The 25792-nt window shown below is 68.0% G+C and carries 24 protein-coding genes; 11 read left to right on the forward strand and 13 right to left on the reverse strand.

Annotated features, from left to right (window positions below; all coding sequences use genetic code 11):
- The first annotated feature begins 4 nt into the window (after positions 1-4).
- Both ACWPN8_RS23785 and iolB read left to right on the forward strand, forming a co-directional pair.
- The gene (locus tag ACWPN8_RS23785) at positions 5-1510 is read left to right on the forward strand and encodes a CoA-acylating methylmalonate-semialdehyde dehydrogenase (protein WP_492242676.1); all 1506 of its coding nucleotides are present in this window, start codon (positions 5-7) and stop codon (positions 1508-1510) included.
- 101 nt (positions 1511-1611) lie between these two features.
- Positions 1612-2421: a 5-deoxy-glucuronate isomerase gene (gene iolB / locus ACWPN8_RS23790; protein WP_492242510.1), complete on the forward strand. Its 810-nt coding sequence runs from the start codon at positions 1612-1614 to the stop codon at positions 2419-2421.
- A 109-nt stretch (positions 2422-2530) separates the two neighbouring features.
- Here the strand turns inward: iolB and ACWPN8_RS23795 are convergent, their stop codons facing one another.
- From ACWPN8_RS23795 to ACWPN8_RS23815, 5 genes are all read right to left on the reverse strand, one after another.
- A complete protein-coding gene (locus tag ACWPN8_RS23795) occupies positions 2531-2776 on the reverse strand; it encodes a hypothetical protein (RefSeq protein ID WP_109447671.1) in 246 nt (81 codons plus the stop codon).
- Positions 2777-2805: 29 nt separating this feature from the next.
- Entirely contained in the window at positions 2806-5565 is a 2760-nt protein-coding gene (adhE, locus tag ACWPN8_RS23800) for a bifunctional acetaldehyde-CoA/alcohol dehydrogenase (RefSeq protein ID WP_492242511.1), read from the reverse strand.
- Between the two features lie 246 nt (positions 5566-5811).
- On the reverse strand, positions 5812-6843 hold the full coding sequence (gene arsB, locus ACWPN8_RS23805) for an ACR3 family arsenite efflux transporter (protein WP_492242677.1): 1032 nt from the start codon (positions 6841-6843) through the stop codon (positions 5812-5814).
- Positions 6844-6901: 58 nt separating this feature from the next.
- Positions 6902-7405, reverse strand: a complete 504-nt coding sequence (locus tag ACWPN8_RS23810; RefSeq protein ID WP_492242512.1) for an arsenate reductase ArsC — start codon at positions 7403-7405, stop codon at positions 6902-6904.
- A gap of 21 nt (positions 7406-7426) precedes the next feature.
- Positions 7427-7801 carry an ArsR/SmtB family transcription factor gene (locus tag ACWPN8_RS23815; RefSeq protein WP_109450699.1) on the reverse strand — a complete coding sequence of 125 codons (375 nt, stop codon included), beginning with the start codon at positions 7799-7801 and terminating at the stop codon, positions 7427-7429.
- Positions 7802-8253: 452 nt separating this feature from the next.
- Between ACWPN8_RS23815 and pyp the strand changes: the two genes are divergently transcribed.
- Together pyp and pcl are read left to right on the forward strand one after the other, a co-directional pair.
- Positions 8254-8643, forward strand: coding sequence for a photoactive yellow protein (gene pyp / locus ACWPN8_RS23820; RefSeq protein WP_247873218.1), 390 nt, complete (start codon positions 8254-8256; stop codon positions 8641-8643).
- A 10-nt stretch (positions 8644-8653) separates the two neighbouring features.
- Positions 8654-9883, forward strand: coding sequence for a 4-coumarate--CoA ligase (pcl, locus tag ACWPN8_RS23825; RefSeq protein WP_492242513.1), 1230 nt, complete (start codon positions 8654-8656; stop codon positions 9881-9883).
- A gap of 357 nt (positions 9884-10240) precedes the next feature.
- On the opposite strand, the gene ACWPN8_RS23830 is transcribed toward pcl, so the two are convergent.
- Entirely contained in the window at positions 10241-11128 is an 888-nt protein-coding gene (locus ACWPN8_RS23830) for a LysR family transcriptional regulator (RefSeq protein WP_492242514.1), read from the reverse strand.
- A gap of 131 nt (positions 11129-11259) precedes the next feature.
- Between ACWPN8_RS23830 and ACWPN8_RS23835 the strand changes: the two genes are divergently transcribed.
- The gene (locus ACWPN8_RS23835) at positions 11260-12237 is read left to right on the forward strand and encodes a quinone oxidoreductase family protein (RefSeq protein WP_492242515.1); all 978 of its coding nucleotides are present in this window, start codon (positions 11260-11262) and stop codon (positions 12235-12237) included.
- On the opposite strand, the gene ACWPN8_RS23840 is transcribed toward ACWPN8_RS23835, so the two are convergent.
- Both ACWPN8_RS23840 and ACWPN8_RS23845 read right to left on the reverse strand, forming a co-directional pair.
- Complete coding sequence (locus tag ACWPN8_RS23840) at positions 12224-12718, reverse strand: GNAT family N-acetyltransferase (protein WP_492242516.1); 495 nt, start codon at positions 12716-12718, stop codon at positions 12224-12226. The genes ACWPN8_RS23835 and ACWPN8_RS23840 overlap by 14 nt on opposite strands.
- A 44-nt stretch (positions 12719-12762) precedes the next feature.
- Positions 12763-13944, reverse strand: a complete 1182-nt coding sequence (locus tag ACWPN8_RS23845) for a PQQ-dependent sugar dehydrogenase (protein ID WP_492242517.1) — start codon at positions 13942-13944, stop codon at positions 12763-12765.
- Between the two features lie 209 nt (positions 13945-14153).
- On the opposite strand from ACWPN8_RS23845, the gene ACWPN8_RS23850 reads away from it, so the two are divergent.
- Positions 14154-15194, forward strand: a complete 1041-nt coding sequence (locus ACWPN8_RS23850) for a sensor histidine kinase (RefSeq protein WP_492242518.1) — start codon at positions 14154-14156, stop codon at positions 15192-15194.
- A gap of 181 nt (positions 15195-15375) precedes the next feature.
- Entirely contained in the window at positions 15376-16449 is a 1074-nt protein-coding gene (locus ACWPN8_RS23855; RefSeq protein ID WP_492242519.1) for an NAD(P)-dependent alcohol dehydrogenase, read from the forward strand.
- A gap of 111 nt (positions 16450-16560) precedes the next feature.
- Here ACWPN8_RS23855 and ACWPN8_RS23860 read toward each other — a convergent pair whose 3' ends face one another.
- Complete coding sequence (locus ACWPN8_RS23860) at positions 16561-17844, reverse strand: ABC transporter substrate-binding protein (RefSeq protein ID WP_492242520.1); 1284 nt, start codon at positions 17842-17844, stop codon at positions 16561-16563.
- A gap of 279 nt (positions 17845-18123) precedes the next feature.
- On the opposite strand from ACWPN8_RS23860, the gene ACWPN8_RS23865 reads away from it, so the two are divergent.
- The 4 genes from ACWPN8_RS23865 (at position 18124) to ACWPN8_RS23880 (ending at position 20959) form a co-directional block, all read left to right on the forward strand.
- On the forward strand, positions 18124-18873 hold the full coding sequence (locus ACWPN8_RS23865; RefSeq protein ID WP_109450716.1) for a response regulator: 750 nt from the start codon (positions 18124-18126) through the stop codon (positions 18871-18873).
- Complete coding sequence (locus ACWPN8_RS23870) at positions 18863-20323, forward strand: ATP-binding protein (RefSeq protein ID WP_492242521.1); 1461 nt, start codon at positions 18863-18865, stop codon at positions 20321-20323. The genes ACWPN8_RS23865 and ACWPN8_RS23870 overlap by 11 nt, the downstream gene beginning before the upstream one ends.
- Before the next feature lie 85 nt (positions 20324-20408).
- Positions 20409-20663, forward strand: coding sequence for a type II toxin-antitoxin system CcdA family antitoxin (locus ACWPN8_RS23875; protein WP_247873220.1), 255 nt, complete (start codon positions 20409-20411; stop codon positions 20661-20663).
- Positions 20663-20959, forward strand: a complete 297-nt coding sequence (locus ACWPN8_RS23880; protein ID WP_109450723.1) for a CcdB family protein — start codon at positions 20663-20665, stop codon at positions 20957-20959. The genes ACWPN8_RS23875 and ACWPN8_RS23880 overlap by 1 nt, the downstream gene beginning before the upstream one ends.
- Before the next feature lie 43 nt (positions 20960-21002).
- Here ACWPN8_RS23880 and ACWPN8_RS23885 read toward each other — a convergent pair whose 3' ends face one another.
- The 4 genes from ACWPN8_RS23885 to ACWPN8_RS23900 all read right to left on the reverse strand — a co-directional run bounded on the left by ACWPN8_RS23885 (position 21003) and on the right by ACWPN8_RS23900 (position 25768).
- Positions 21003-21827: an aldo/keto reductase gene (locus ACWPN8_RS23885; RefSeq protein WP_492242522.1), complete on the reverse strand. Its 825-nt coding sequence runs from the start codon at positions 21825-21827 to the stop codon at positions 21003-21005.
- A gap of 139 nt (positions 21828-21966) precedes the next feature.
- The gene (locus ACWPN8_RS23890) at positions 21967-24267 is read right to left on the reverse strand and encodes a xanthine dehydrogenase family protein molybdopterin-binding subunit (protein WP_492242523.1); all 2301 of its coding nucleotides are present in this window, start codon (positions 24265-24267) and stop codon (positions 21967-21969) included.
- Positions 24264-25253 (reverse strand): FAD binding domain-containing protein, encoded by a 990-nt coding sequence (locus tag ACWPN8_RS23895; protein WP_492242524.1) that lies wholly within the window; start codon positions 25251-25253, stop codon positions 24264-24266. The genes ACWPN8_RS23890 and ACWPN8_RS23895 overlap by 4 nt, the downstream gene beginning before the upstream one ends.
- A complete protein-coding gene (locus ACWPN8_RS23900; protein WP_109453165.1) occupies positions 25250-25768 on the reverse strand; it encodes a 2Fe-2S iron-sulfur cluster-binding protein in 519 nt (172 codons plus the stop codon). The genes ACWPN8_RS23895 and ACWPN8_RS23900 overlap by 4 nt, the downstream gene beginning before the upstream one ends.
- Positions 25769-25792: the final 24 nt, after the last annotated feature.

Below are 25792 nucleotides of genomic sequence, written 5' to 3' on the forward strand. Positions count from 1 at the left end.
CCAAATGACCAACATCGTCACGCATTTCATCAACGGCGCCCCGGTCGGCGGCACCAGCGGCCGGCTCGGCGACGTCTACAACCCGGCGACCGGCCGCAACAGCGCCAAGGTGCCGCTGGCGACCGCGGCGGAGGTCGACCGCGCCGTCGCCGCCGCCCGTGCCGCCTTCCCGTCCTGGTCGGCCGCCACCCCGTTGCGCCGCGCCCGGGTGATGTTCGCCTTCAAGCAGCTGCTGGAGCAGAACGCCGACCGGCTCGCCAGCCTGATCACCGCCGAGCATGGCAAGGTCCATTCCGACGCGCTGGGCGAGGTGGCGCGCGGGCTGGAGGTGGTGGAGTTCGCCTGCGGCGGCCCGCATCTGCTGAAGGGCGAGGTGGCGGAGAATGTCGGCACCCGCGTCGACAGCCATTCGCTGCGCCAGCCGCTGGGCGTCGTCGCCGGCATCACGCCGTTCAACTTCCCGGCCATGGTGCCGATGTGGATGTTCCCGGTCGCCCTCGCCTGCGGCAACTGCTTCATCCTGAAGCCGTCCGAACGGGTACCGAGCGCGGCCCTGTTCATGGCGGAGCTGCTGACCCAGGCCGGCCTGCCCGACGGCGTCTTCAACGTCGTCCATGGCGACAAGGTGGCGGTCGATGCGCTGCTGAGCCATCCCGACGTGAAGGCGGTCAGCTTCGTCGGCTCGACTCCCATCGCGCAATACATCTATGCCACCGGGGCGGCCAACGGCAAGCGGGTGCAGGCGCTGGGCGGCGCCAAGAACCACATGGTCATCATGCCCGATGCCGACCTCGATCAGGCGGTGGACGCGCTGATGGGGGCGGCCTACGGCTCGGCCGGCGAGCGCTGCATGGCGATCTCGGTCGCCGTGCCGGTGACGGAGGCGGTGGCCGACGCGCTGGTCGAGCGGCTGGCCGAGCGGGTTCGCGCCCTGAAGATCGGTCCCGGCACCGACCCGTCCTCGGAGATGGGGCCGCTGGTCACCCGCCAGCACCGCGACAAGGTGCGCGGCTACATCGACCTCGGCATCGAGGAAGGGGCGACGCTGGTGGTGGATGGCCGCCACGTCGAGATCGCCGATCCGGAGTGCGGCGACGGCTATTTCCTCGGCGGCACGCTGTTCGACCACGTCACGCCGGACATGCGGATCTACAAGGAGGAGATCTTCGGCCCGGTGCTGGCGGTGGTGCGGGTTCCCGACTACCGCACGGCGGTCGACCTGATCAACGCGCACGAGTTCGGCAACGGCACCGCCATCTTCACCCGCGACGGCGACACCGCGCGCGCCTTCGGGGCGGAAATCGAGATCGGCATGGTCGGGGTCAACGTGCCGATCCCGGTGCCGATGGCCTTCCACAGTTTCGGCGGCTGGAAGCGCTCGCTGTTCGGCGACCATCACATGCATGGGCCGGAAGGCGTGCGCTTTTACACCCGGCTGAAGACCATCACCAGCCGCTGGCCGACCGGCATCCGCTCCGGCGCCGACTTCGTGATGCCGACAATGACGTGAGCGGGAACATATGATCCGAACCGTCCGCGCCTGAACCCAACACGGCTTCGCCAGGGGGCGGAGACGCATCGCGAGACCATCCGGCACCACAGAGGGCGACCATGAGCAAGCTGCTGCTGCGCAACCACGCACCGGACCCGGCCGGCCGGGTGCACCATGTCACCCCTGAATCGGCGGGCTGGTCGTGCATCGGGTTCGACCTTTACCGCCTTGAGGAGGGCATGACCGTTTCCGGCGAGGATGCGGACCGCGAGACCTGTCTGGTCTTCGTCGCCGGGCGCGGTGCGGCGATGGCCGGCGACCGGGAATGGGCGGAGCTTGGCGACCGCATGTCGCCCTTCGAGGACAAGCGGCCTTATGCCATCTACCTGCCGCAGGGGACGCCGTGGCGGGTCAGGGCCACCACCGCGCTGGAACTGGCGGTCTGCACCGCGCCCGGCCTGAACGGCGGGCTGCCGGTGCGGCTGATCCGTCCGGAGGATGTCGGCGCCTCGGTCCGCGGGCAGGGCAGCAACACCCGCCATGTCTTCGACATCCTGCCCGAATCGCAGCCGGCCGACAGCCTTCTGGTGGTGGAGGTCATCACGCCGGCCGGCAACTGGTCGAGCTATCCTCCGCACAAGCACGACGCCGACGACGGCACGGCGGAAACCCAGCTGGAGGAGACCTATTACCACCGCATCGACCCGCCGCAGGGCTTCGCCTTCCAGCGTGTCTACACCGACGACCGCTCGCTGGACGAGGCGATGGCGGTGGAAAACGGCGACCTCGTCATGGTCCCGCGCGGCTACCACCCGGTCGGGGCCGCCCACGGCTACACCGGCTATTACCTGAACGTGATGGCCGGCCCCCGCCGCGCCTGGCATTTCAACACCGCCCCGGAACATCGCTGGCTGCTGGCGCCGGGCTGACCGGGGGCCCGCGGTCACAGTCCCGGCAATGGAAAAGCCCCCGTCCGGCAGTTCGGACGGGGGCTTTTCAAACAGATCGACTTGCCGTCCGGCGGCGGCGTGGCTCGCCTCAGAGGTCGCCGAGCGACCGGTCGATCTCCCACACCAGCCGGTCCGCCAGCTTGATCGAGCGGGCGAGGTCGGCGGGGCACATCCCCAGGCCGGGATCCTCGACCACCGGGAAGCTCTCCGCCTTGTCGAGCCCCAGGCCAGTCGCGGTGACCAGCACCTCGTAGCTGCGGTTGTCCTCGTTGAACAGGCATTCGGTCTCGAAGCCGCGGGCATCGCTTTCGGCCCACATGATCGCTTTGCTCATGGTCTCGTATCCTGACTTAAGGGGTTTCGTTACTTGGCGAGCGCGGCGTCCTTGCGGGCGGCGGACTTGCCGGCTGGCTTGACTTCGACCGGTGCGGCGTCCTGGGCCGACGGCTCGACATAGGCGCGTCCGTAATAGCTGTCGATCAGCAGCTGCCTGATCTCGGCGACCAGCGGATATCGCGGGTTGGCGCCGGTGCATTGGTCATCGAAGGCCGCTTCGGCAATCGCATCGACCCGCGCCAGGAAGGCTGCCTCCGGCACCCCCGCCGCCTGGATCGAGGCCGGGATCTCCAGCGCCCGCTTCATCTCCTCGACCCATTGGATCAGCTTCTCCACCCGCTCATGGTCGCGGCTGCCGCCGAGATCCAGATGACGGGCGATCTGCGCATAGCGCGCCACACCCTTCGGACGGTCGTACTGGCTGAACGCCGTCTGCTTGGTCGGGATGTCCGCCGCGTTGTAGCGGATTACGTTGGCGATCAGCAGCGCGTTGGCGATGCCGTGCGGGATGTGGAACTCCGCCCCCAGCTTGTGCGCCATCGAATGGCAGACGCCCAGGAAGGCGTTGGCAAAGGCGATGCCGGCCAGCGTCGCCGCATTGTGAACCAGCTCCCGCGCCTTCGGATCCTGGCACCCGTTGCGGTAGGCCGACGGCAGATGCTCCTTCAAGAGCTTCAGCGCCTGCAACGCCTGCCCGTCGGAATACTCGTTCGCCACCACCGAGACATAGGCCTCCAGCGCATGGGTCACCGCGTCGATGCCGCCCGCCGCCGTCAGACCCTTGGGCATGTCCATCACCAGGTTGGCGTCGACGATCGCCATGCTCGGCGTCAGCTCGTAATCGGCAATCGGGTACTTGGTCCCGGTGCGCTCGTCGGTCACCACGGCGAAGGGCGTCACCTCCGATCCCGTGCCGGACGTGGTCGGCACCGCCACCAGCTGCGCCTTCACGCCGAGCTTGGGGAAGGTGTAGATGCGCTTGCGGATGTCCATGAAGCGCAGGGCCAGATCCTCGAACGCCACCTCGGGCGCCTCGTACATCACCCAGATGATCTTGGCCGCATCCATCGGCGAGCCGCCGCCCAGCGCCAGGATGACGTCGGGCTGGAAGGCATTCGCCAGCGCCACCCCCTTGCGCACCACCGCCAGCGTCGGGTCGGCACTGACCTCGAAGAAGGTCTCGACCTCCAGCCCCAGCGATTTCAGCACGCGGACGCTGTCGTTGACATGGCCGTTCTCGAACAGGAAGCGGTCGGTGACGATCAGGCAGCGCTTCTTGCCGCGCAGCTCCTCAAGCGCGAAGGGCAGGCAGCCGCGGCGGAAATAGATCGACTTGGGCAGCTTGTGCCACAGCATGTTCTCGGCCCGCTTGGCCACCGTCTTCTTGTTGATCAGATGCTGCGGCCCGACATTCTCCGAGATCGAATTGCCGCCCCACGAGCCGCAGCCCAGCGTCAGCGACGGGGCCAAGCGGAAATTGTAGAGGTCGCCGATGCCGCCATGGGACGACGGCGTGTTGATCAGGATGCGGGCGGTCTTCATCTTGTCGCCGAAATGGCGGATGCGCTCGGCCTGCCGGTCCTGGTCGGTATAGAGCGCCGAGGTGTGGCCGATGCCGCCGAGCGCCACCAGGGCGGCGGCCTTGTCGCAGGCTTCCATAAAGTCCTTGGCGCGGTAGAGCGCCAGGGTCGGCGACAGCTTCTCGTGGGCGAAGGGCTCGCTGTCGTCGACATCCGAAACTTCGGCGATCAGCACCTTGGTGGCGAGCGGCACGTTCAGCCCGGCCATGGCGGCGATGGCATGGGCGGGCTGGCCGACGATGTCGGCGTTGAGATGGCCGTCGGTCAGCAGCACCTTGCGCACGGCGTCGGCCTCGCGGGGCGACAGGATGTAGCCGCCATGATGGGCGAAGCGGTCGCGCACGGCGTCATAGACGGCCTCGACCACCACCGCCGACTGTTCGGACGCGCAGACCACGCCATTGTCGAAGGTCTTGGACATCAGGATGGAGGCCACCGCGCGCTTGATGTCGGCGAACTCGTCGATGACGGCGGGGGTGTTGCCGGCGCCGACGCCGATGGCGGGCTTGCCGGACGAGTAAGCGGCCTTGACCATGCCCGGCCCGCCGGTGGCGAGGATCAGGTTGATGGCGGGATGGTGCATGACGGCGTTGGAGAGTTCGAGCGAGGGCTCGTCGATCCAGCCGATGATGTCGTCCGGCGCACCGGCCTCGACCGCGGCGGCGAGCACGAGGCGGGCGGCCTCGCAGGTCGATTTGCGGGCGCGGGGATGGGGGGAGAGGACGAGGCCATTGCGGGTCTTCAGCGCGATCAGCGCCTTGAAGATGGCGGTCGAGGTCGGGTTGGTGGTGGGGACGATGCCGCAGATCAGGCCGACGGGCTCGGCGATGGTGAGAATGCCGGCGTCGTTGTCTTCGGACAGCACGCCGCAGGTCTTGTCGTCCTTGTATTTGTTGTAGATGTATTCGGCAGCGAAGTGGTTCTTGATGACCTTGTCTTCCATGACGCCCATGCCGGTCTCCGCCACCGCCATCTTGGCGAGCGGGATGCGGGCGTTGGCGGCGGCCAGAGCGGCGCTGCGGAAGATCAGGTCGACCGTCTCCTGCGGATAGTCGGCGAAGCGCGCCTGCGCCGCCTTCACCCGCGCGATCAGGGCGTTCAGGTCGGAAAGGGTTTTAACGGTCGTGACCATGATCGGGCGTCTCCCGTCGGGTGTCGCCAAAGGGCCGGTTTGCCGGCCCGGAACCCCCGAATCTCTCGGTTCCATGCGATATGTAGGAAACCTACATCCTGCCCGAGGGCGACGCAAGAGTGGTCCTACCACTTGCCGCGAGATTTGATCTGGATCAAGTCATGCTAAGCGGATAAGGGAGCATCTTGGCGTAACAGACTCAATTTCCCCACATGTTCCGGTATAAAACCACCATAGCAGAAATGTAGTTTCACTACATATCGGCGGTATGCCGGGACCGTCTCAATCATGCGCAGAAAAGACCCATGAAAAGGCGGGGGTTCATGCCCCCGCCTTACTTTCGTACCACGGCTTGGTTGCCTTGACGATGCGCACCACGGACAGCATCACCGGGACTTCGACCAGCACCCCGACCACGGTGGCGAGTGCCGCCCCGGAGCCGAGCCCGAACAGACTGATGGCTGCCGCCACCGCCAGTTCAAAGAAGTTGGAGGCGCCGATCAGCGCGGCCGGCGCCGCCACGCACCATGCCACCCCGAACCGGCGCGACAGCCAATAGGCCAGCCCGGCGTTGACATAGACCTGGATCAGGATCGGCACCGCCAGCAGCAGGATGACCATAGGCTGCGCCAGGATCTGCTCGCCCTGGAAGCCGAACAGCAGGACCAGCGTGCTCAGCAGAGCCAGCAGCGACACCGGCTGGATGCGGCGGAGCACGCGCGTCAGCGCCGGCTCGCCGCCAGCCGCCAGCAGGCTGCGCCGCCAGATCTGCGCGGCCACCACCGGGATGACGATGTAGAGCAGCACCGACAGCAGCAGCGTGCCCCACGGCACGGTGATCGACGCCACCCCCAGCAGCAGCCCGACCAGCGGCGCGAAGGCGAACACCATGATCAGGTCGTTCAGCGCCACTTGGCTCAGCGTGTAGTGCGGTTCGCCGTCGCACAGGTTGGACCACACGAACACCATGGCGGTGCAGGGGGCGGCGGCCAGCAGGATCAGCCCGGCGATGTAGGAGGAGATCTGCTCCTGCGGCAGCAGCGGGGCGAACAGATGGCCGATGAACAGCGTGCCGAGCAGCGCCATCGAGAAGGGCTTGACCGCCCAGTTGATGAACAGCGTCACGCCGATGCCGCGCCAATGTTCCTTGACCTGTCCCAACGCGCCGAGGTCGATCTTCAGCAGCATCGGCACGATCATCAGCCAGATCAGCAGGGCGACCGGCAGATTGACACGGGCGATCTCGGCCGCGGCAATCGCCCGGAACAGGCCGGGCACCAGATGGCCGAGCGCGATGCCGGCGACGATGCACAGCCCCACCCAAAGGCTGAGATAGCGCTCGAAAGTCCCCATGGCGGGACGGGCGGCCGGGGCGGACTGGATGTCAGCGGTCATGGATTTGCTCCCCGCGTCACGATTTTGCCGGCGCCATCTCGTCCATCCGCCGCTTCAGCGCCATGCGGTCGAGCGACGCGATGGGCAGGCTGGCGAAAGCCTGGATGCGGCGCTCGATCTGCCCGAACACCGTGGCGGTGAAGGCTGCCTTCTCCGCATCGGTCCCTTCGGCGCTGGAGGGGTCGGCAAAGCCCCAATGGGCGCTGATCGGCTGTCCCGGCCACACCGGGCAGACCTCGCCCGCGGCGTTGTCGCAGACGGTGACGATGAAATCCATGTGGGGCGCGCCGGGTGCTGCGAATTCGTCCCAGCTCTTCGACCGGAGGTCCGCCGTCGGAAAGCCCAGCCGCTCCAGCAGGTCGCGGACGGTGGGGTTGATGCGCCCGGACGGCTGGCTGCCGGCGCTGAAGCCGCGGAAGCGGCCCTGGCCCTCCCGGTTCATCAGGCATTCCGCCATGACACTGCGGGCGCTGTTGTGCGTGCAGAGGAACAGCACGTTGTAGACGCGGTTCTCGGCCATTTTCCGCTCCGTTTTCGGTTCTCAGCAGCCGCAGCGCGGGCTTGCGGTCTTCTCGCCATTGGCAGCTTCCGGCGTCGGCGCGCAGACCGGGATGCAGGCGCCCGCATTGGCCGACCGGCCACAGCAGTTTTCCGACAGAAAGCCGACGATGCCGGTCATCCGCCCGAAATCGGCCGAATAGATCAGCGACCGGCTCTCGCGCCGCTGCAGGATCAGCCCGGCATTGGTCAGCGCCGACAGGTGGAAGGACAGGGTGGCCGGCGCGACCCCCAGAGCCTCCGCAATCGATCCGGCGGAGCGGCCTTCCGGCCCGGCTTCCACCAGCAGGCGGAAGATGTCCAACCGCGTTTCCTGCGCCAGGGCCGCCAGCCCGGCCAGGACATCCTTCTTTTCCATCGTCTTTTCCAAGCCAACCACCCATCGCCTGAAGCCGTGCTATTGGCCGGGCGCCGATTCGATTATTCGATAAATATCGAAATAATACGTGGTGGTGTCTGTGGTCAACATCATTTCGATGAAAATCGAAATGACAAGGCGGATCGTCCTATTTCACGGAAAGGTTTGAAAGGGCAGAGGCAAGATCGCCCTTAAGGAGAATTGTATATTAACTAATGTATATCCGGTCATATGGCGCAATATTTTGATGATATGATTTTGAGTTTTTGTAGACAAACGAGTTCACGATAAATACCTCTATGGATAACGGCAGCGACGATGAAAAACCAAGCCGCCGAACTCTTCTTTGAAATCATCCTTCATGCGACGGATCGCCTCCAGGAGGCGTCGTAACCTGCCCGCTGTGCCGTCGGCGCAGCGCCCATCGTCCTGGACACGGAGATTTTTCCATCATGACCGCGACCATGCAGCTCGTCGAATTCGGCACGGCCGACATCGAGAACACCCTTGGCAAGATGAGTGCGGCGGACATCGACCGTCTCGCCTTCGGCGCCGTGCAGCTCGATGCCGCCGGCCGCATCCTTCAGTACAATTCCGCTGAAGGCGCCATCACCGGACGCGATCCGAAGACCGTCGTCGGCAAGAATTTCTTCACCGAGATCGCCCCCTGCACCAACACCCCGGCCTTCAAGGGCGTGTTCGACAAGGGCGTCCAGTCGAAGGACCTGAACACGATGATCGAATACACCTTCAATTACCAGATGAAGCCGACCAAGGTGAAGGTGCACATGAAGAAGGCCCTGATCGGCGACAGCTACTGGGTTTTCGTCAAGCGCCTGTGAGCCGATTGCCATGAAGACCGATCGCTGGTGGCAGGATCGCGACGCTCTGGGCAGGGTCGTCCGCGATCTGCTGGCGGGGGAATTCGCCCGGCTCCGGCCGGGTGTCCCGCCGTCCGCCGCAGGCTCTCCCTGGCCCGAAACCGTCCCGCTCGGTCCCGGCGGGGTGGGGGCGGATTCCCTCGACCTGCTGCAACTCGCTGCGGCACTCAACGAGTCCCTGCACCTCCACCGCAGCGGCATCGAGGACTATCTGCTGGTGCGGCGGACGGTCGGCGACTGGCTCGATGTCTGCGAAACGGCGCTCGGCCGCTTCGACAGCGCCCTGGGTTTCCGCACCTCGGGCAGCACCGGCGAAGGGAAGCGCTGCGAACATCCGCTGGCCGCGCTGGAGGAGGAGGCCGACGCGCTTGCCGCCCTGCTGTCCGCCGGTCCGGTCGCTCCGCGGCGCATCGTCAGCGTCGTCCCGGCCCATCACATCTACGGCTTTCTCTTCACCGTGCTGCTGCCGAACCGTCTGGCGGTTCCGGTGGTGGATGGGCGCGCCGCGTCGCCCGGCGGGCTGGCGGCCCGGCTCGAACCCGGCGACCTCGTCGTCGCCCATCCCGACTGGTGGGGCGCCCTGCTGCGGTCCGGCGCGGGGCTGCCTGACGGCGTGATGGGCACCAGCTCCACCGCGCCCTGTCCCGCCGACACGGCGCATGGCGTGCGCCGGCTCGGACTGGCGCGGCTGGTGGAGGTGTTCGGCTCGTCGGAAACCGCCGGACTGGGCTGGCGCGACAACCCCGACGCTCCCTTCCGGCCTTTCCCCTGGTGGCGGTTCGGCGAGGAGGGCAGGGTGAGCCGCCGGCTTGCCGATGGAACGATCCTGTCCGCAACGCTTCAGGACCGGCTGACCCACAGCGACGGCGGTTTCCGTCCGGGCGGCCGTCTCGACACGGTGGTGCAGGTCGGCGGCGTCAATGTCTCGCTGGCGGCGGTGCAGGCGCATCTGGCCGGCCATCCCGACGTCGAAGCCGTCGTGGTGAGGCTGATGCGGCCGGAGGAGGGCACGCGGCTGAAGGCTTTCGTCGTCCCGGCATGCAACGCGCCGCCACAGGAGGACCTGTGCCGGCGGCTGACGGATTGGATCGAGGCGACGCTTCCGGCTCCGCAGCGCCCGCGCGCGCTGGCCATCGGGCCGGCATTGCCGGTGAATGACATGGGAAAACCCTGCGACTGGCCCGTGGCATCGCAGGGGTGATCGGCATAAGGGGAAAGTGACGGGCGATCCGGTCCGGGGCTGCCGTGTTCGGCGGCTCCGGTCCGGTCGCGGAGACCCTGAGGCGGGAGGTCAGAAGCCGATGATGCCCGTCATCCACAGCAGGATCACGATAATTCCGGGAACGCCCAGAAGCCAAAGCAGGATAGGCATGCGTTTCCTCCATATTCAGGTGTTCAGTCTGCAAGAGCGCTGCTCTTCGATGCTGCTGAATGAACGGAGTAACTTGCCGGTCTGTTCCCTCGTTTCTCCCGCCGAGGCCGTGCTTCGCGTAAAAATTTTGTCGGTACCGCCGATGGTACCGCCCGTGATTGCGTCGCAACGACGACGATAATGCCTTCAATCCTCCAGCAGCGACCGCTCTGCGGCGATGATCGACACCAGGGCGTCCATCACCGCCCGCACCCGTGCCGACCGCCGGAGATCGTTGTGCACCAGCAGCCACAGCTCGCGCGGCTGCGGCGGCGAAAGGCCCGCGGCCGGAACCGCCGGAACCAGGGCGGGAATTGGAACCGCGTCCGCCCGACCCAGGAAATGCGGAATCGCGGCGATGCCGATGCCGGCCGCCGCAGCCGCGCGCAGGCTCATCAGATCGTTGGCGCGGAAGACGAAGGGGCGGCGGCCGGCCACCTGCCGCAGCCAGCGCTGCTGCGGCACATGGTCCATGCTGTCGTCATAGCCGATGAACTCCCAGTCGGCCTCGTCGCGGCCGTCGAGATAATCCGGCGTCGCATAGAGCCCATAGCCCATGGCGCCAATCCGGCGGGCGACCAGCCCGTCATCCTCCGGCCGTTGCAGGCGCAGCGCGAGATCGGCCTCCCGCCGGGTCAGGCTGACCGCACGGACGTCGCCGACCAGCTCCACCACCAGCCTGGGCAGCGTCCGCCGCAGGCCGGCCAGCCGTGGGGCGAGGAAACTGCTGGAGAAGGCCGGCGGGGCCGACAGGCGCACGACACCGGCCGGCTCGCCCGGCTGGCCGCGGGCATGGCGTTCCACCGCCAGCACCCCATCCTCCACCCGGCGGGCCAGGGCCGCGAATTCCTCCGCTTCTGCGGTCGGGGCATAGCCGCGCGGCAGCCGGTCGAACAGGCGCACGCCAAGGTCGGCTTCCAGTGCCGCCACCCGGCGGGCGACGGTGGAGTGGTCCACCCCCAGCTTCCGGGCCGTCGCCGACAGGCTGCCGCTGTCCGCCAGCGCCAGGAAGACGCGAAGGTCATCCCAGTTCATCGGCCCATTCCAACCGGTCTCCACATCTCTGTGCAAAAACACCCAGGACTTGGGCGAGTTTGCCGAATTTCAGCGTATTGCACCACAGATTAACCTCCGCTCCACCGCAACGATCGATGGAGACACCCGATATGATCCGCTCAATCCAGATGACGGGGCCAGGCGGCGCCGAGGTGATGCGGCCTGCCCTCATCGACCTGCCGGCCCCGCGCGAGGGCGAGATCCGCCTGCGCCATGCCGCCGCCGGGGTCAATTTCGTCGACATCTACCACCGCACCGGTCTCTATCCGCTGCCGGCCTATCCCGCGACGCTCGGTGTCGAGGGCGCCGGCGTGGTGGAGGCGGTCGGGCCGGGGGTGAACGGGCTCGCGGTCGGCGACCGCGTCGCCTGGGCCGGGCTGCCGGCCGGCGGTTATGCCGAGGCACGCCTACTGGCCGCCGACCGCGCGATGCGCCTGCCGGATGGTGTGGAACCGGTGGCCGCCGCGTCGCTGCTGCTGCGCGGCATCACCGTCCACATGCTGCTCAACCGGGTCTGCCCGGTCGGTCCGGGCAGCACGATCCTGGTGCATGCCGCCGCCGGCGGGCTTGGCCTGCTGCTGATCCAATGGGCGAAGAGCCTGGGCGCTACCGTCATCGGCACGGTCGGCAGCGCCGCCAAGGCGGAGACCGCCCGCGCCCACGGGCTTGACCACGCGATCCTGTATCGGGACGAGGACTTCGTCGCCGCCGTCCGCGACCTGACCGGCGGGCACGGCGCCGATGTCGCGGTGGACGGCATCGGCGGCGACACGCTGCGCCGGACCTTCGACGCGGTGCGGCTGTTCGGCACGGTGGCCAGCGTCGGTCAGGCCGGCGGGCCGGTCGCCCCGGTCGAACTGTCCGAACTGGGGCCGCGCCGTTCGCTCTGCCTCGCCCGGCCCAGCGTGTTCGCCTACATGGCCGATCCCGCCACCTACCGTGCCGCCGCCGGGGAGGTGCTGGCCCGCGTCGCCGCAGGCCTGAGCGCCGGTCCGGTAACCTGCCTGCCGCTCGATGCCGCGGCGGACGCCCATCGCGCGCTGGAGGGGCGGGACACCAGCGGCGCCCTGGTCCTCACGCCCGGTTGAGGCGCGCCGCCGGGACCAGCCACTTCTCCATGGCGTAGTTGTGGATCGGCACATCGCCGATTTTGAGATCCCGGCGAGCCAGCAGGGTGAAGCCGCGGCGCAGCAGGAAGGGGCGGGCGGCCTCGCTCGCCTCCACATGCAGGCGGGGGTGGCCGAGCACCAGGGCGCGTGCCTCCAGCACGTCGACCAGAGCCGACATCACGCCGCGGCCGGCGGCCTCGGGCGCGCAATAGAGGAAGTTGATGTGGCCGTCGGTCTCGACGTCGCTGAAGGCCACCGCCTGGTCGTCGCCATCCACCGCGACCAGGGCGACGCGGCCGTCGCCATAGGCCTCCAGCACCCGCTCCACCGTCGGCGCCCTGGCGGCCCAGGCCTCCACCTGCTCGGCGCTGTAGAAGCGGGGGCCGATGCCGCGGACGGAGCGGGCGTAAAGCTGCGCCAGGACGGGCGCGTCCGACGGCCGGTAATCCCTGATCCTCATCTGTCCCACTTCCTGTCCCATCTTCCGGCCCGCTCTTCAGGCGGTCATTTCGCCGGCGCCAGCCGCAAGACCGCGCCGTCGGCGGCATCGGTGATGACATAGAGGGCGTCGTCGGGACCCTGTGCCACATCGCGGATGCGCGCGTCGAGCGGAATGCGCTCCACCTCTTTCGCCCCGGTGCCATCGATGGCGACGCGCACCAGCCCCTTGGCGCTGAGGCCGCCGATCAGGGCGCTGCCCTGCCAGTCGCGGAACAGCCCGCCGGTGTAGAAGGCCATGCCCGACGGCGAGATCACCGGCGTCCAGTGGATGACAGCGTCGGTGAACTCCTTGCGGGTCGGCGGGTCGGGGATGTCGCGGCCGTCGTAATGCTTGCCCCAGCTGACGAGCGGCCAGCCGTAATTCTTCCCGGCTTCCGGCCGGTTCAGCTCGTCGCCGCCCATCGGGCCCATCTCGGCGATCCACAGCGCTCCGCTGCGCGGGTCGATGGCCGCCGCCTCGATGTTGCGGTGGCCGTAGGACCAGACGGCGCCGGCCGTCGCCCCCTCACCGGCGAACGGATTGTCCTTCGGAGCCGAGCCGTCGCGGTTCAGCCGGACCACCTTGCCCAGCGTGTTGTCGCGGCTCTGCGCCGGATCGAACTTGTAGCGCTCGCCCAGCGTCAGGAAGATGTGGCCGTCGGGCGCGAAGGCGATGCGGGTGCCGAAATGGTTGCCGCCGTCCACCTTGGGCGTCTGGCGGAAAATCACCTTGAAGTCCTCGATGCCGCGCTCGCCCAGCGTGCCGCGCGCGAGCGCCGTGCCTGCGGTGCCGCCATCCCCCGGCTCGGCATAGGCGAGGTAGATCATCCGGTTGCGGGCGAAGTCTGGATCGACGGCCACGTCCATCAGTCCGCCCTGGCCCTGGTTGAAGACCTTCGGCGTGCCAGCCAGCGGGGAGGAGAGCGAGCCGTCGCGCGCCATGATGCGCAGCCGCCCCGGCTTTTCCGTCACCAGCGCCCGGCCGTCGGGGAGGAAATCGATGCCCCAGGGCCGCTCCAGCCCGGCGGCGACGCGGCTGACCGCCACCGGCCCGGCGCTGGTGCGGACGGTCTTCACCGTCTGGGCATTGCCCGCCTGCACCTGACTTTGCCCCTGTTGTGCCTGTGCCGGGGCAAGCGGAATGGCGAGGGCGGCAATGAGAGCGGCGATCGGGGCGGTGGCCGACAGGGTCAGGGTGCTGCGCATCACGATCCTCCGGTTTTTCGGGATTGACCTTGCAGATGGGGGTGCGGGGCCGGCGGCCAAGGCCGGCTCCCCCGAAAGACTCGCCCGGCGAGATGGCCGACCGGAGCCTGGACGCAATTCGTCACATGTTTGTGTGCATACCCGGGTCATCCGATTTCACACGCCGATTGTTACCGTTCCGTTGCGGTGTTCGGAGCAGGGAACGGGGTATGGAAGACTTTTTTCGCCGGCTGTCGTCCAGCCTCCCACGCGCCGTCTGGGCACAGTACGGGATCACGCTGTTGCTGGTCGGGCTGACGGCGCTGGTGCGCCATGCGCTCGATCCGCTGCTGTTCAAATACCCGTTCCTGCTCTTCATCCCGACCATCTTCGTCATCGCCCTGCTGTTCGACCGCGGGTCGGGCTATCTGGCGGTTGCGCTGTCGGGTCTGTTTTCGGCCTGGTTCTTCATGAAGCCGGAGGGGATGCTGTGGGTCGCCGAGCCGGGCGACCGTCTGGCCTTCCTCATCTATATGGCCCTCGGTTTCGGCATCGCCGGCGGTGCCCATGCCCTGCGCCGGGCGAACGAGCGGCTGCGCGACTATTCGGACCGGCTTGCCGCCGCCAATGAGGAAAAGGATCTGATGCTGCACGAGATCCATCACCGGATCCGCAACGACCTGCAACAGATCTGCGCCCAGCTGACGCTCGCCGCCCACAAGGCCGGGGCGGGGGCGGAACAGGACATCGTCAGCGGCACCATCGAGCGGATCGGCGTGCTGGCCCGCGTCTATGTCCGGCTGCGCCGGGTGGAAGGCGTCAACATCGTCAGTTCGAAGGATTTCCTGGAAAGCCTGGTGGAGGATATCCAGCTCGGCGTCGTCGGGGTCAGGCCGGTGGCGGTCATCGCCGAGGTGGACGATGCCGATCTCGACATGAGCGTCGCGGTGGCGGTCGGCACCATCGCCAACGAACTGATCACCAACGCGCTGAAATACGCCTTTCCCGATGGCCGGGCCGGCCGCATCGAGCTGAGCTTCCGCAAGGAGGAAACCGGGTGCGTGCTGCGCGTGTGCGACGACGGCGTGGGCATGCAGTCCGAGCGGCCGCAGGGGACCGGGCTGGGCGGCCGGATCATGCGGCTGCTTGCCCTGCAACTGCGCGGCAGCCTCGACATCGAGCCGAGGCCGGAGCGTGGGTTGAAGGCGACCCTGCGCTTTCCCTGCTGCCAGGCGGCGTCGTCCGCGGGCGACGGTCCCGCCATCTGCTGAAAAACAGGCCATGCTGGAGCGGGGGAGGGCGATTTCCCGCAACCGGCCAATCTGCGTCAATGCGAACGTCCTCCCCGCCGCGTAGACTGGTCGGCGTGAAGCACAGCGCCGGCCGCGGGCCGTTTGCGAAGGTCACGCCAAACAGCCCCCCGACCGGCGACCACCATACTGGGAGGACGCCATGGTCATGATGAAAGCGGCGGTGTTCGTCGAACCGGGCCGCATCGTGCTGGACGACAAGCCGATCCCCGACGTCGGGCCGCTCGACGCGCTGATCCGCATCACGACGACGACGATCTGCGGCACCGACATCCACATCCTGAAGGGCGAATATCCGGTTGCCCGCGGCCTGACCATCGGCCATGAGCCGGTCGGCATCGTCGCGAAGCTGGGCTCCGCCGTCACCGGCTACCGCGAGGGGCAGCGGGTGATCGCCGGGGCTATCACCCCCAGCGGCCACAGCAACGCCTGCCTGTGCGGCTGCCATTCCCAGGACGGCGCCGGCACCAGGCATGGCTGGAAGCCGCTGGGCGGCTGGCGCTTCGGCAACAGCATCGACGGCTCCCAGGCAGAATACCTGCTGGTCCCCGACGCGATGGTCAACCTCGCCCCGGTGCCCGACGGGCTGACGGACGAGGAGGTGCTGATGTGCCCCGACATCATGTCCACCGGCTTCGCCGGGGCGGAGCGCGGCAACATCCGCATCGGCGACACGGTGGCGGTGTTCGCGCAAGGTCCCATCGGCCTGTGCGCCACCGCAGGCGCCAGGCTGAAGGGCGCCACCACCATCATCGCCGTCGACACCGTGCCGGTGCGGCTGGAGATGGCGCGGCGGATGGGGGCCGACCATGCGGTCGATTTCCGTCAAACCGATCCGGTGGAGGAAATCCTGCGGCTGACCGACGGCCGCGGCGTCGATGTCGCCATCGAGGCGCTGGGCACCCAGGCGACCTTCGAGGCGGCGCTGCGCGTGCTGCGGCCGGGCGGCACGCTGTCCAGTCTCGGCGTCTATTCCGCCGACCTGCGTCTGCCGCTGGGTGCGTTCGCCGCCGGTCTCGGCGACCACACCATCGTCACCTCGCTCTGCCCCGGCGGCAAGGAGCGGATGCGCCGGCTGATGGGCGTCGTCGCCTCCGGCCGTGTCGACCTCAAGCCGCTGGTCACCCACCGCTTCCCGCTGGAGCGGATCGAGGAGGCCTACGACCTGTTCGGCCACCAGCGCGACGGCGTGCTGAAGGTGGCGATCACGCCCTGATGCCCGACCCAATGCGCACATGAAAAGAAGCCCCTCTCCCAGGCGGGAGAGGGGCTTTCCAAGGTCACACGCAACACCAGAGGAGAGAGGACAAACAAGGAAAACCGAGGCTTACTTCGCCAGATCGACGGCTTCGGCCAGACGCTTCACCGCCTCCTGCGAGGTCATGGTGGAGTTGAAGTGGGCGGTGACGACATCCAGGAAGGCGCCGCGGACCGCACCGGGGACCGCCATCTCGTGGGCCATCGACGGAACCGCGCTGTTGGTGTCGATGGCGGTCTTCAGATCGTCCATCGACTTCACGGCGCATTCGTCGAAGCTGTCGCGCGCCATATCCTGGCGGGCGGGGATCGAGCCCTTCAGCACGTTGAAGGTCTCCTGGAACTTCTTGCCCAGGATCAGCTTGGCCAGCAGCTTCTGGCCGGCGGCGCGGTCGGCGTTGGCCGAGCTGAACATGACGAAGCTGTCGGAATTGACGATGTAGCCGAACTGGCCCGGCACATGGGCACAGACGAAATCCTTGCCCGGCACCTTGCCGGCGGCGGTCAGCTCGCCCTTTTCCCAGTCGCCCATGATCTGCATGGCGGCCTGCCCGTTCATCAGCAGGCCGGCGGCGAGGTTCCATTCGCGGCCGGGGAAGCCGTCGTCGACATAGCCGCGCAGCTTGCGCATCTGGTCGAACACCTTGACCATCGTGTCGCTGGTCAGCGCCTTGGCGTCCAGCTCCACCAGAGCCTTGCGGTAGAAGTCGGGACCGCCGAGGCCGAGGGTGACGTCCTCGAACAGGGCGCCCTCCTGCCAGGGCTGGCCGCCATGGGCCAGCGGGATGATGCCGGCGGCCTTCAGCTTGTCGGCGGCGGCGTTGAACTCGTCCCAGGTCTTCGGGATGGCGACGCCGGCCTTCTCCATGACCTTCGGGTTGACCCACATCCAGTTGACGCGGTGGATGTTCACCGGCACCGCGTAGTAATGGCCCTTGTAGGTCACCACGTCGCGGATCTGCGGCGGCAGGATGGCGTCCCAGTTCTCCGCCTTGGCGACCTCGTCCAGCGTCGCCAGCTTGCCCTGTGCCGCCCAGTCCTTGATGTTCGGACCCTTCAGCTGCACGGCGTTCGGCGGGTCGCCGGCCAGCACGCGGGAACGCAGCACGGTGCTGGCCGCGTCGCCGCCGCCGCCCGCGACCGGCGCATCGATCCACTTGCCGCCCGCCGCCTCGAAATCCTGGCGCAGCGCGCCCGCTGCCTTCGATTCGCCACCGGAGGTCCAGTAGTGCAGAACCTCCACCGCCGGCTCGGCCTTGGCGGGCAGGGCCATCAACGCGCCGGCCATGACGGTGGCCAGGGCAACCATGCTGGTCGCTGTCATGCCGAGGATGGATTTGCTGAGAGACGGCATTTTGGACATTTCCCCCTGTTCCCTGTCTTCGTTCGATCTTCGAGTTGGCCTTGGGCTGTCAGCCGTCCGGCCGTTGGAGGAACTCTATCCCGCGTGCAATTCGGCGCCCGGATTATTTGGTAACAACGCCTTATCACGGCCGCACCGCTGTTACGCAACCGTTACAAAGAGGCCCGCGCGGCGCACTGTACCCGGACCGGCGCGGGAGGCTACACTCAGGCCCAACGAACAAGAAAGCCCCCCTCCGCGGGGCAGGGAACGGAAGAGGGAAGGGTCGCCATGGAGCGCGCGCGCCATCTCCTGGTCGTGGACGACGATCCCGAGATCCGGGACATGCTGCATGATTTCCTGGTGAAGAGCGGCTTCCGCGTCTCCACCGCCGGCGACGGGCGCGAGATGGCGCGGGTGCTGGCGCAATGGCCGGTCGATCTCATCGTGCTCGACGTCATGCTGCCGGGGGAGGACGGGACCAGCCTGTGCCGCGGCCTGCGTGCCAAGTCGGAGACCCCCGTCATCATGCTGACCGCCATGGGAAGCGAGGTCGACCGCATCGTCGGGCTGGAGGTCGGCGCCGACGATTATCTGGTCAAGCCCTTCAGCGCGCGCGAACTGCTGGCCCGCATCCGTGCCATCCTGCGCCGCTGCGGCGGGCCGGAGCCGGTGCGCGAGCGGCCGCGCGTGCTGGGCTTCGCCGGCTGGTCGCTCGACCAGGGGCGGCGGGAACTGCGCACGCCGGACCGGGTGGTGGTCCATCTCAGCCAGGGTGAATACGCCCTGCTCGGCACGCTGCTGGAGCGCGCCCCCCAGGTGGTGGAGCGCACCGAGCTGCTGGAGAAGCACCGTGGCGACACCTCGATCCCCTTCGACCGCAGCATCGACATCCAGATCAGCCGCCTGCGCCGCAAGCTGGAGGAGGGGCCGGGCGGCTCCGGCCTGATCAAGACGGTGCGCGGCATCGGCTATCAGTTCACCGCGACGGTGGTGGACCAGGGCGAAGCCGCCTCTTCCGGGATAAGCCGTGGCGTTTGAACGCCTGCTGCCGGCCCAGATGCGCGCCGCCCGGCTGCGCCACCGCATCCTGGCGGCGATGGTGGCGCTGCTGGTGCTGACCCATGGCGGGGCACTGGTCGGCATGCAACTGGTCGACGACCGCGCACGGGAGCTGCTGACCGCCCACCGGCTGGGACCGGCGATGGCAGCGGCGGTGGAGGCGGCCGACCGCGCGCTGCTGGACGGGATCGCTGCCGGGCCGGCGCTGGCGTTGAGCGGGCTGCCCGACCTGTCGGTGTCCTGGCAGGGGCCCGGCATGCCGACGGTGCCCGCCGGCTGGATGCTGGAGGGGGTGCTGGACGCACCCCGCCCGGTGTTCGTCGCCGTCCAGCGCGCCCTGCTGTCCGTCCATTCCGCCCGCGCCCAGACGCTGGCGGAATCCCTCTCCCTGGTGGCGGAGGACACGGCGGCCCAGCTGCGCGACGCCCGCGTCTATGTCCAGCTTGCCGGCGGCGGCTGGCTGGAGTTCGCCAGCCCGCGCTTCTGGCGGCCGCGCACCACGCCGTTCGAGATGGTGCTGGCCGGTCTGGCCGCCTTCGGTCTGGCGCTGGGGCTGCTGCTCTGGCTGCCCGGCCGGCTGGTCCGCCCGCTGGAATCGCTGGCCGAACAGGCGACCCGCCCGCACGACCGCCTGCACCCCCGTCCCCTACCGGAGGATGGGCCGGAGGAGGTCGCCTCGCTCGCCCGCGCCTTCAACCAGGCGCGCAACGCGCTCCGCGACCTGATGGAGGGGCGGACCCATCTGCTGGCGGCGATCAGCCACGATTTGCGCACCCCGGCGACGCGGCTGCGGCTGCGCGCCGAATATGTCGATGACGACGCGCTGCGCGCCAAGATGATGGCCGACATCGACGAGATGGCGGCGATGGTCACCGCGACGCTGGAGTTTCTCGGCGACGACGTGCTGCGCGAGGAGGTCGAGGTGGTCGCCTTCGCCAGCCTGCTGCAGAGCCTGTGCGACGATTATGCCGACACCGGCTCCCCGGTGACCTACCACGAGCCGCCGCCGCTGCAGTTCGCCGCCGTCCGCACCATCTTCGGCGGCGGGGTGGAGCGCAGCGACCGTTTCGAGCAGGCCCGCCAGCTCCGCCTCGCCGGCCGTCCGTCCAGCCTGCGCCGCGCCTTCGCCAACCTGATCGACAACGCCATCAAGTACGGCGAGCGCGCCACCGTCTCCGTCGATGCCGACGCCGCCGAGATCGTCGTCGATGTCTGCGACGAGGGACCGGGCATCCCGGAGGCCGAGATCGCCAACGTCTTCAAGCCCTTCGTCCGGCTGGAAGGCTCCCGCAACCGCAAGACCGGCGGCAGCGGTCTCGGCCTGTCCATCGTGAAGTCCATCGTCGAGGCGCACCAGGGGCGGATCGAGCTGAGCAACCGCGCCAGCGGCGGCCTGCGGGTGCGGGTAACGCTGCCGCGGATGTTGTGAATGTCTATGCGTGTATCTCGGGGTTGTGGCTTGATTTGTGCGTTGTTCATGCGCATCATTCATGCGCATTGTCATGGAGGGTTCGATGGCTGGCGAGCGCTATACGTTCGATATGTCCGCGCCCAGGCGGGCAACCAACATCAGCCTGAACAGTGATTTGCTGGAGCAGGCCAAGGCGCTCGGCATCAATGTTTCGCGCGCCTGTGAACGCGGACTGGCGCAGCAGATCGCCGAGTTGCGCGACAGGCAATGGCTGGAGGAGAATCGGGAAGCCATTCAGTCGTCCAATGCCTATGTCGAAGCACATGGCCTTCCGCTGGCAAAGAACCGGCCTTACTGATGGCGCGTTTCGATATTCATCGCCGGTTGGATGGGCCGGGTTATCTGCTCGACCTTCAGGCCGACATCCTGCGCGACTTGAACACTCGTTTTGTCGCTCCGCTGCTGCCACCGGACAAGGCTCCGCGTCCGGCAGCGCGTCTCAATCCCGTGTTTTCCGTCGAGGGTCGCCCACATGTCATGGTGACGCAGTTCGCCGGTGCTGTGATGCTTTCGGAACTCGGCCCTCATGTCGGCAACTTGCTGGCGGAGGACACCGTCATCGTCGCAGCTTTGGACATGCTGATCGGCGCGTGAGCCGATAAGCTCACGCGCCCCATCCATCAATACTGCTTTTTTCTCACTTGTCCCAAGACGGTGCCAGCCCCGCCGGGTTGACGATCCGCCCATCCGGCCGCGCCAGCTTCGCAACCGTGGCCATGTCCCCATCGTCCAGCGCAAAGTCGAACACTGCGAAATTCTCCGGCACCCGGTCCGGCTTGGCGGTCTTCGACAGCACGATGTGGCCCAGCTGGATCAGCCAGCGCAGCGTCACCTGGGCCGCCGTCTTGCCGTGTTTGGCGCCGATCCGCTGCAATTCCGCATCGCGCGGCACCTTGCCGTCGGCCATGGCGTAATAGGCGGTGATCGCCACGCCCAGCTCGCTCGCCGCCGCCGCCATCGCGCTCTGGTCGAGATAGGGGTGGACCTCGATCTGGTTGGTGACGATGGGGGCCTGGCTGCGCTCGACCGATTCCCGCAGCTGGGCGATGTTCTGGTTGCTGACGCCGATGAAGCGGGTCTTGCCGGCGGCCTGTACCGCGTTCAGCATCTCGATCTGGTCGGCGATGGCGACCTGATCGGCCGGCCAGTGCAGCAGCAGCAGATCGACCCGGTCGACCTTCAGCTTCTCCAGGCTCTCGTCAACCGACGCGGCGAACAGCTCGGGGCTGTATTTGTCGACCCACACCTTGGTGGTCAGGAACAGCTCGTCGCGCCGCGCGCCTGCCGCTTGCAGGGCACGGCCGAGGGCGGCCTCGTTGCGGTAGATCTGCGCGGTGTCGAAATGGCGGAAGCCGGCTTCCAGCGCCGCCGGCACCACCCGCTCGACCTCCTCGTCCGACATGCGGAAAACGCCGAAGCCCAGCGCGGGGATTTCGGCGCCATTCGCTTTCACGGTCTGCATCCTGCTCTCTCTCCTAACCAGCGCCGCAGCGCATCTTTTCGCTTGGGAAGGAGACTTAGGACGGGAGAGGCACTCTGCAAACCGCCTCTCCCGCCATATCACCTGTGAACCGAATTCCCAAATCGAAGCCTTTGAAGCGTCACATCAGCTTGTCGAGCGTGATCGGCAGGTCGCGGATACGCTTGCCGGTGGCGTTGTAGACGGCGTTGGCGACCGCGGCGCCGACGCCGGTGATGCCGATCTCGCCGATGCCGCGGGCGCCCATCGGCGCTTGCGGGTCGGGGATGTCGGTGTAGAGGATTTCGATGGCGGGAACGTCCATCTGCACCGGCACGTGGTAATCGGCGAGCGAGGCGTTGACGATGCGGCCGGTGCGCGGATCGAAGTTGGTCTCCTCGGTCAGCGCCAGTCCGATCCCCATGATGATGCCGCCCTTGAACTGGCTGGTCGCCGTCTTGGCGTTCAGGATGCGGCCGGCGTCGAAGGAGCCGAGGAAGCGCGAGACGCGGACCTCGCCGGTGACTTCGCTGACCCGGACCTCGCAGAACTGCGCGCCGTAGGAATGCATCGAGAAGGCTTCCATTTCCGCCGGTGGCGGGGCTTCGGCCTCGCAGACCAGCTCGCCGCGTCCCGCCCGGCGCAGGATCAACTCATAGCTCTCGAAGCGCGCCGGGTCGTCGCGGTGGCCGATGCCGCCGTCCCGTGTCTCGACCTCGGCCAGCGACAGGCCGGCCAGCGGCGAATCGTTGCCGGCGAGCTTCAGCAGTTCCTCGACGAAGACCTCCGTCGCGGCGATGACGGCGCCGCCGATGGAGGCGGTCTGGGTCGAGCCGCCGGCGATCACCCCGCGCGGCAGGCTGGTGTCGCCATACTCGAAGCTGACCTTGTCGAGCGGCACGCCGAGCCGGGCGGCGATGTGCTGGACCTGCGCCGTCGCCGTGCCCATCCCCATGTCGTGCACCGCGGTCGAGACGGTGACCTGCCCGCCGGCCGTCAGCCTGATCCGCGCCGCACCGCCGGGGAAGCGGTGATAGGGGTAGGTCGCCGTGGCGCATCCCATGCCGATCAGCCACTCGCCGTCCCGCCGCTGGCGCGGCGTCGGGCTGCGGCGCTCCCAGCCGAACCGTTCGGCACCCTTCTCGTAGGCGTCGATCAGGTGGCGGGCGGAGAAGGGCTTGCCGCTGGTCGGATCCTTGTCCGGCTCGATGCGCCGGCGCAGTTCGATGGGGTCGAGGCCCAGCTTTTCGGCCAGCTCGTCGATGGCGCATTCCAGCGCGAAGGTGCCGACGGATTCGCCGGGCGCCCGCATGAAGGTGTTCGCCAGCATGTCCATGTCGGCGACCTCCTGGGCCAGCCGGACCGACTTGGCGGCATAGAGGTGGCGGGTCGGGAAGGTGAATTGCTCGGGGCAGGAGTTGTGTTCGGTCATCGCCGCGATGCCGGTGTGGATCAGCGCGTCGAGCCTGCCGTCGGTGCTGGCGCCCAGCGCCACCCGCTGCTCGGTCAGCGTCCGGCCGCCGACGATGCGGAACACCCCCTCGCGCGACAGCATGATGCGCACCGGCCGGCCGGCGAGCTTCGCGGCGGCGCAGGCGAGGATCTGGTGGTCCCACAGGCATTTGCCGCCGAAACCGCCGCCGACATAGGGGGAGGAGACGCGGACCTTCTCCGGCTCCAGGCCGAAGATGTCGGCCAGCTGCCCCGCCGTCAGGTCGAGAAGCTGGCTGGCGTCATGCACCCTCAGCTCGTCGCCGGTCCAGGCGACGGTCGCCGCATGCAGCTCTATGGCATTGTGGTTGTGGCGCGGCGTCCGGTAGATCTGGTCCACCTGCACCGCGGCGGCTTTCAGGGCGGCCTCGGCATCGCCGATCTCGACCACCGGCGGCTGGCCCAGGATGTTGTCCAGTTGACGCGGCGTCTTCTTCGCCTCGTCGAAGGACGTCACGGCCGGCAACGGCGCATAGTCGGCCGTCACCAGCGAGGCGGCATGGTCGGCCTGTTCCTGCGTCTCGGCGAGAACGACGGCGATGGGCTGGCCGTTCCAGTGGATCTCGTCATCCTGCATCACCGGCAGGTCGCTCGCCCCGGCGGCCGTCGGCGACGACATCATCAGCGACGGCGCCTTCATCCGGGGGGCGTTGCGGTGGGTCATGACCAGCACGACACCGGGCGCCGCCTCCGCCGCCGCGGTGTCGAGCGCCGTGATCCGCCCGCGCGCGATGGTGCTGAAGGCGAGTGCGGCGTAGCAGAGACCCTCATAGGGAAACTCGGCGGCGAAACGCGCCTTGCCCTGGACCTTCAGCGGCCCTTCGATGCGCGAAACCGGCTGGCCCAGCGCTCCATGCCCCTGGGCCCCATGCTTTTGCAGCAGAGGATCCTGCGTGACCGCCGGCTGCCAGCGGCCGGGCCGGGAAGCGGCGGCGTCGGAGTGCGCGCTCATGCCTCGTCTCCTGTCAGGTCGCCGAGGACGGCGACGATGGTCCGTTTCGCCAGCTCGATCTTGAACGTGTTGTCGCGAAGCCCGGCAGCGGCGGCCAATTCCGCCTCCGCCGCGGCGCGGAAGCTCTCCGGATTGGCCGGCCGGCCCTTCAGCGCCGCTTCCGCCGCCGAGGCCCGCCACGGCTTGTGGGCAACGCCGCCGAGCGCCAGCCTTACGTCCCGCACCGTCCCGTCCTCGGCGAGATCGAGGGCGGCGGCGACCGACACCAGCGCGAAGGCATAGCTGGCGCGGTCGCGCACCTTGCGGTAGGTCGAGCGGCGGGCAAAGGGCAGGGGCGGCAGTTCGACCGCGGCGATCAGCTCGCCCGGCTTCAGCTCCGTCTCGATGTCCGGCCGGTCGCCCGGCAGGCGGTGCAGGTCGGCAAGTGCCATGCTGCGCGGCCCGTCCGGGCCGTCCAGATGCACCGTGGCGTCGAGGGCGGCGAGCGCCACGCACATGTCGGACGGATGGGTGGCGACGCAGGCCGGCGACGCGCCGAGGATGGCGTGGTAGCGGTTGAAGCCGTCGCGCGCGTCGCAGCCGGCCCCCGGCTCCCGTTTGTTGCAGGCCGCAGCCGTATCGTAGAAATAACGGCAGCGCGTGCGTTGCAGGATGTTGCCGCCGACCGTCGCCATGTTGCGGATCTGGGCGCTGGCCCCGGCGAGGATCGCGCGGGAGAGAAGCGGGTACTGCGTGCGGACATGCGCATCTGCGGCCAGCGCGGTGTTGGTCGCCGCCGCCCCGATCAGCAGGCCGCCGTCTGAGCGCGGCTCGATCTTGTGTGACAGGCCGGTGACGTCGACCAGCATCTCCGGCCGTTCGACCGTCTCGCGCATCAGGTCGACCAGATTGGTGCCGCCGCCAAGATAGCGCGCCGCGGTATTGCCTTTCGCCAATCCAATGGCGGCGGCCGCGTCGGCGGCTCGTTCATAGCTGAAGGGGTTCATGCCCGTGCCCCTTCCTGCATCTTGCCCAGCGTTTCGGAGATGGCCTCGACGATGCCGTTGTAGGCGCCGCAACGGCAGAGATTGCCGCTCATGCGTTCGCGCAGTTCGGTCTCGTCGATGGCGACGCTGCCCGCCGACAGGTCGGCGGTGACGACGCTCGGGATGTTGCGCTCGATCTCGCGCGCCATGCCGACGGCGGAACAGAGCTGGCCGGGCGTGCAGTAGCCGCACTGGAATCCGTCATGCTCGACGAAGGCCTGCTGCAACGGATGCAGGGCGCCGTCGCTGCCCAGCCCTTCGACGGTGGTGATGCTGCGGCCCTGATACTGGACCGCCAGCGCCAGACAAGAATTGATGCGTTCGCCGTCGACCAGAACGGTGCAGGCGCCGCAGGCGCCCTGGTCGCACCCCTTCTTGGTCCCGGTGAAACCCAGACTGTTGCGGAGGAGGTCGAGCAGCGAGCTGCGGATGTCCGCCTCGACCTCGACGCTTTGCCCATTGATGGTGAAGTTCATCAGCGCATTCCCCATGACGGAACG

It is taken from the genome of Azospirillum sp. UENF 112521, assembly GCF_058780665.1.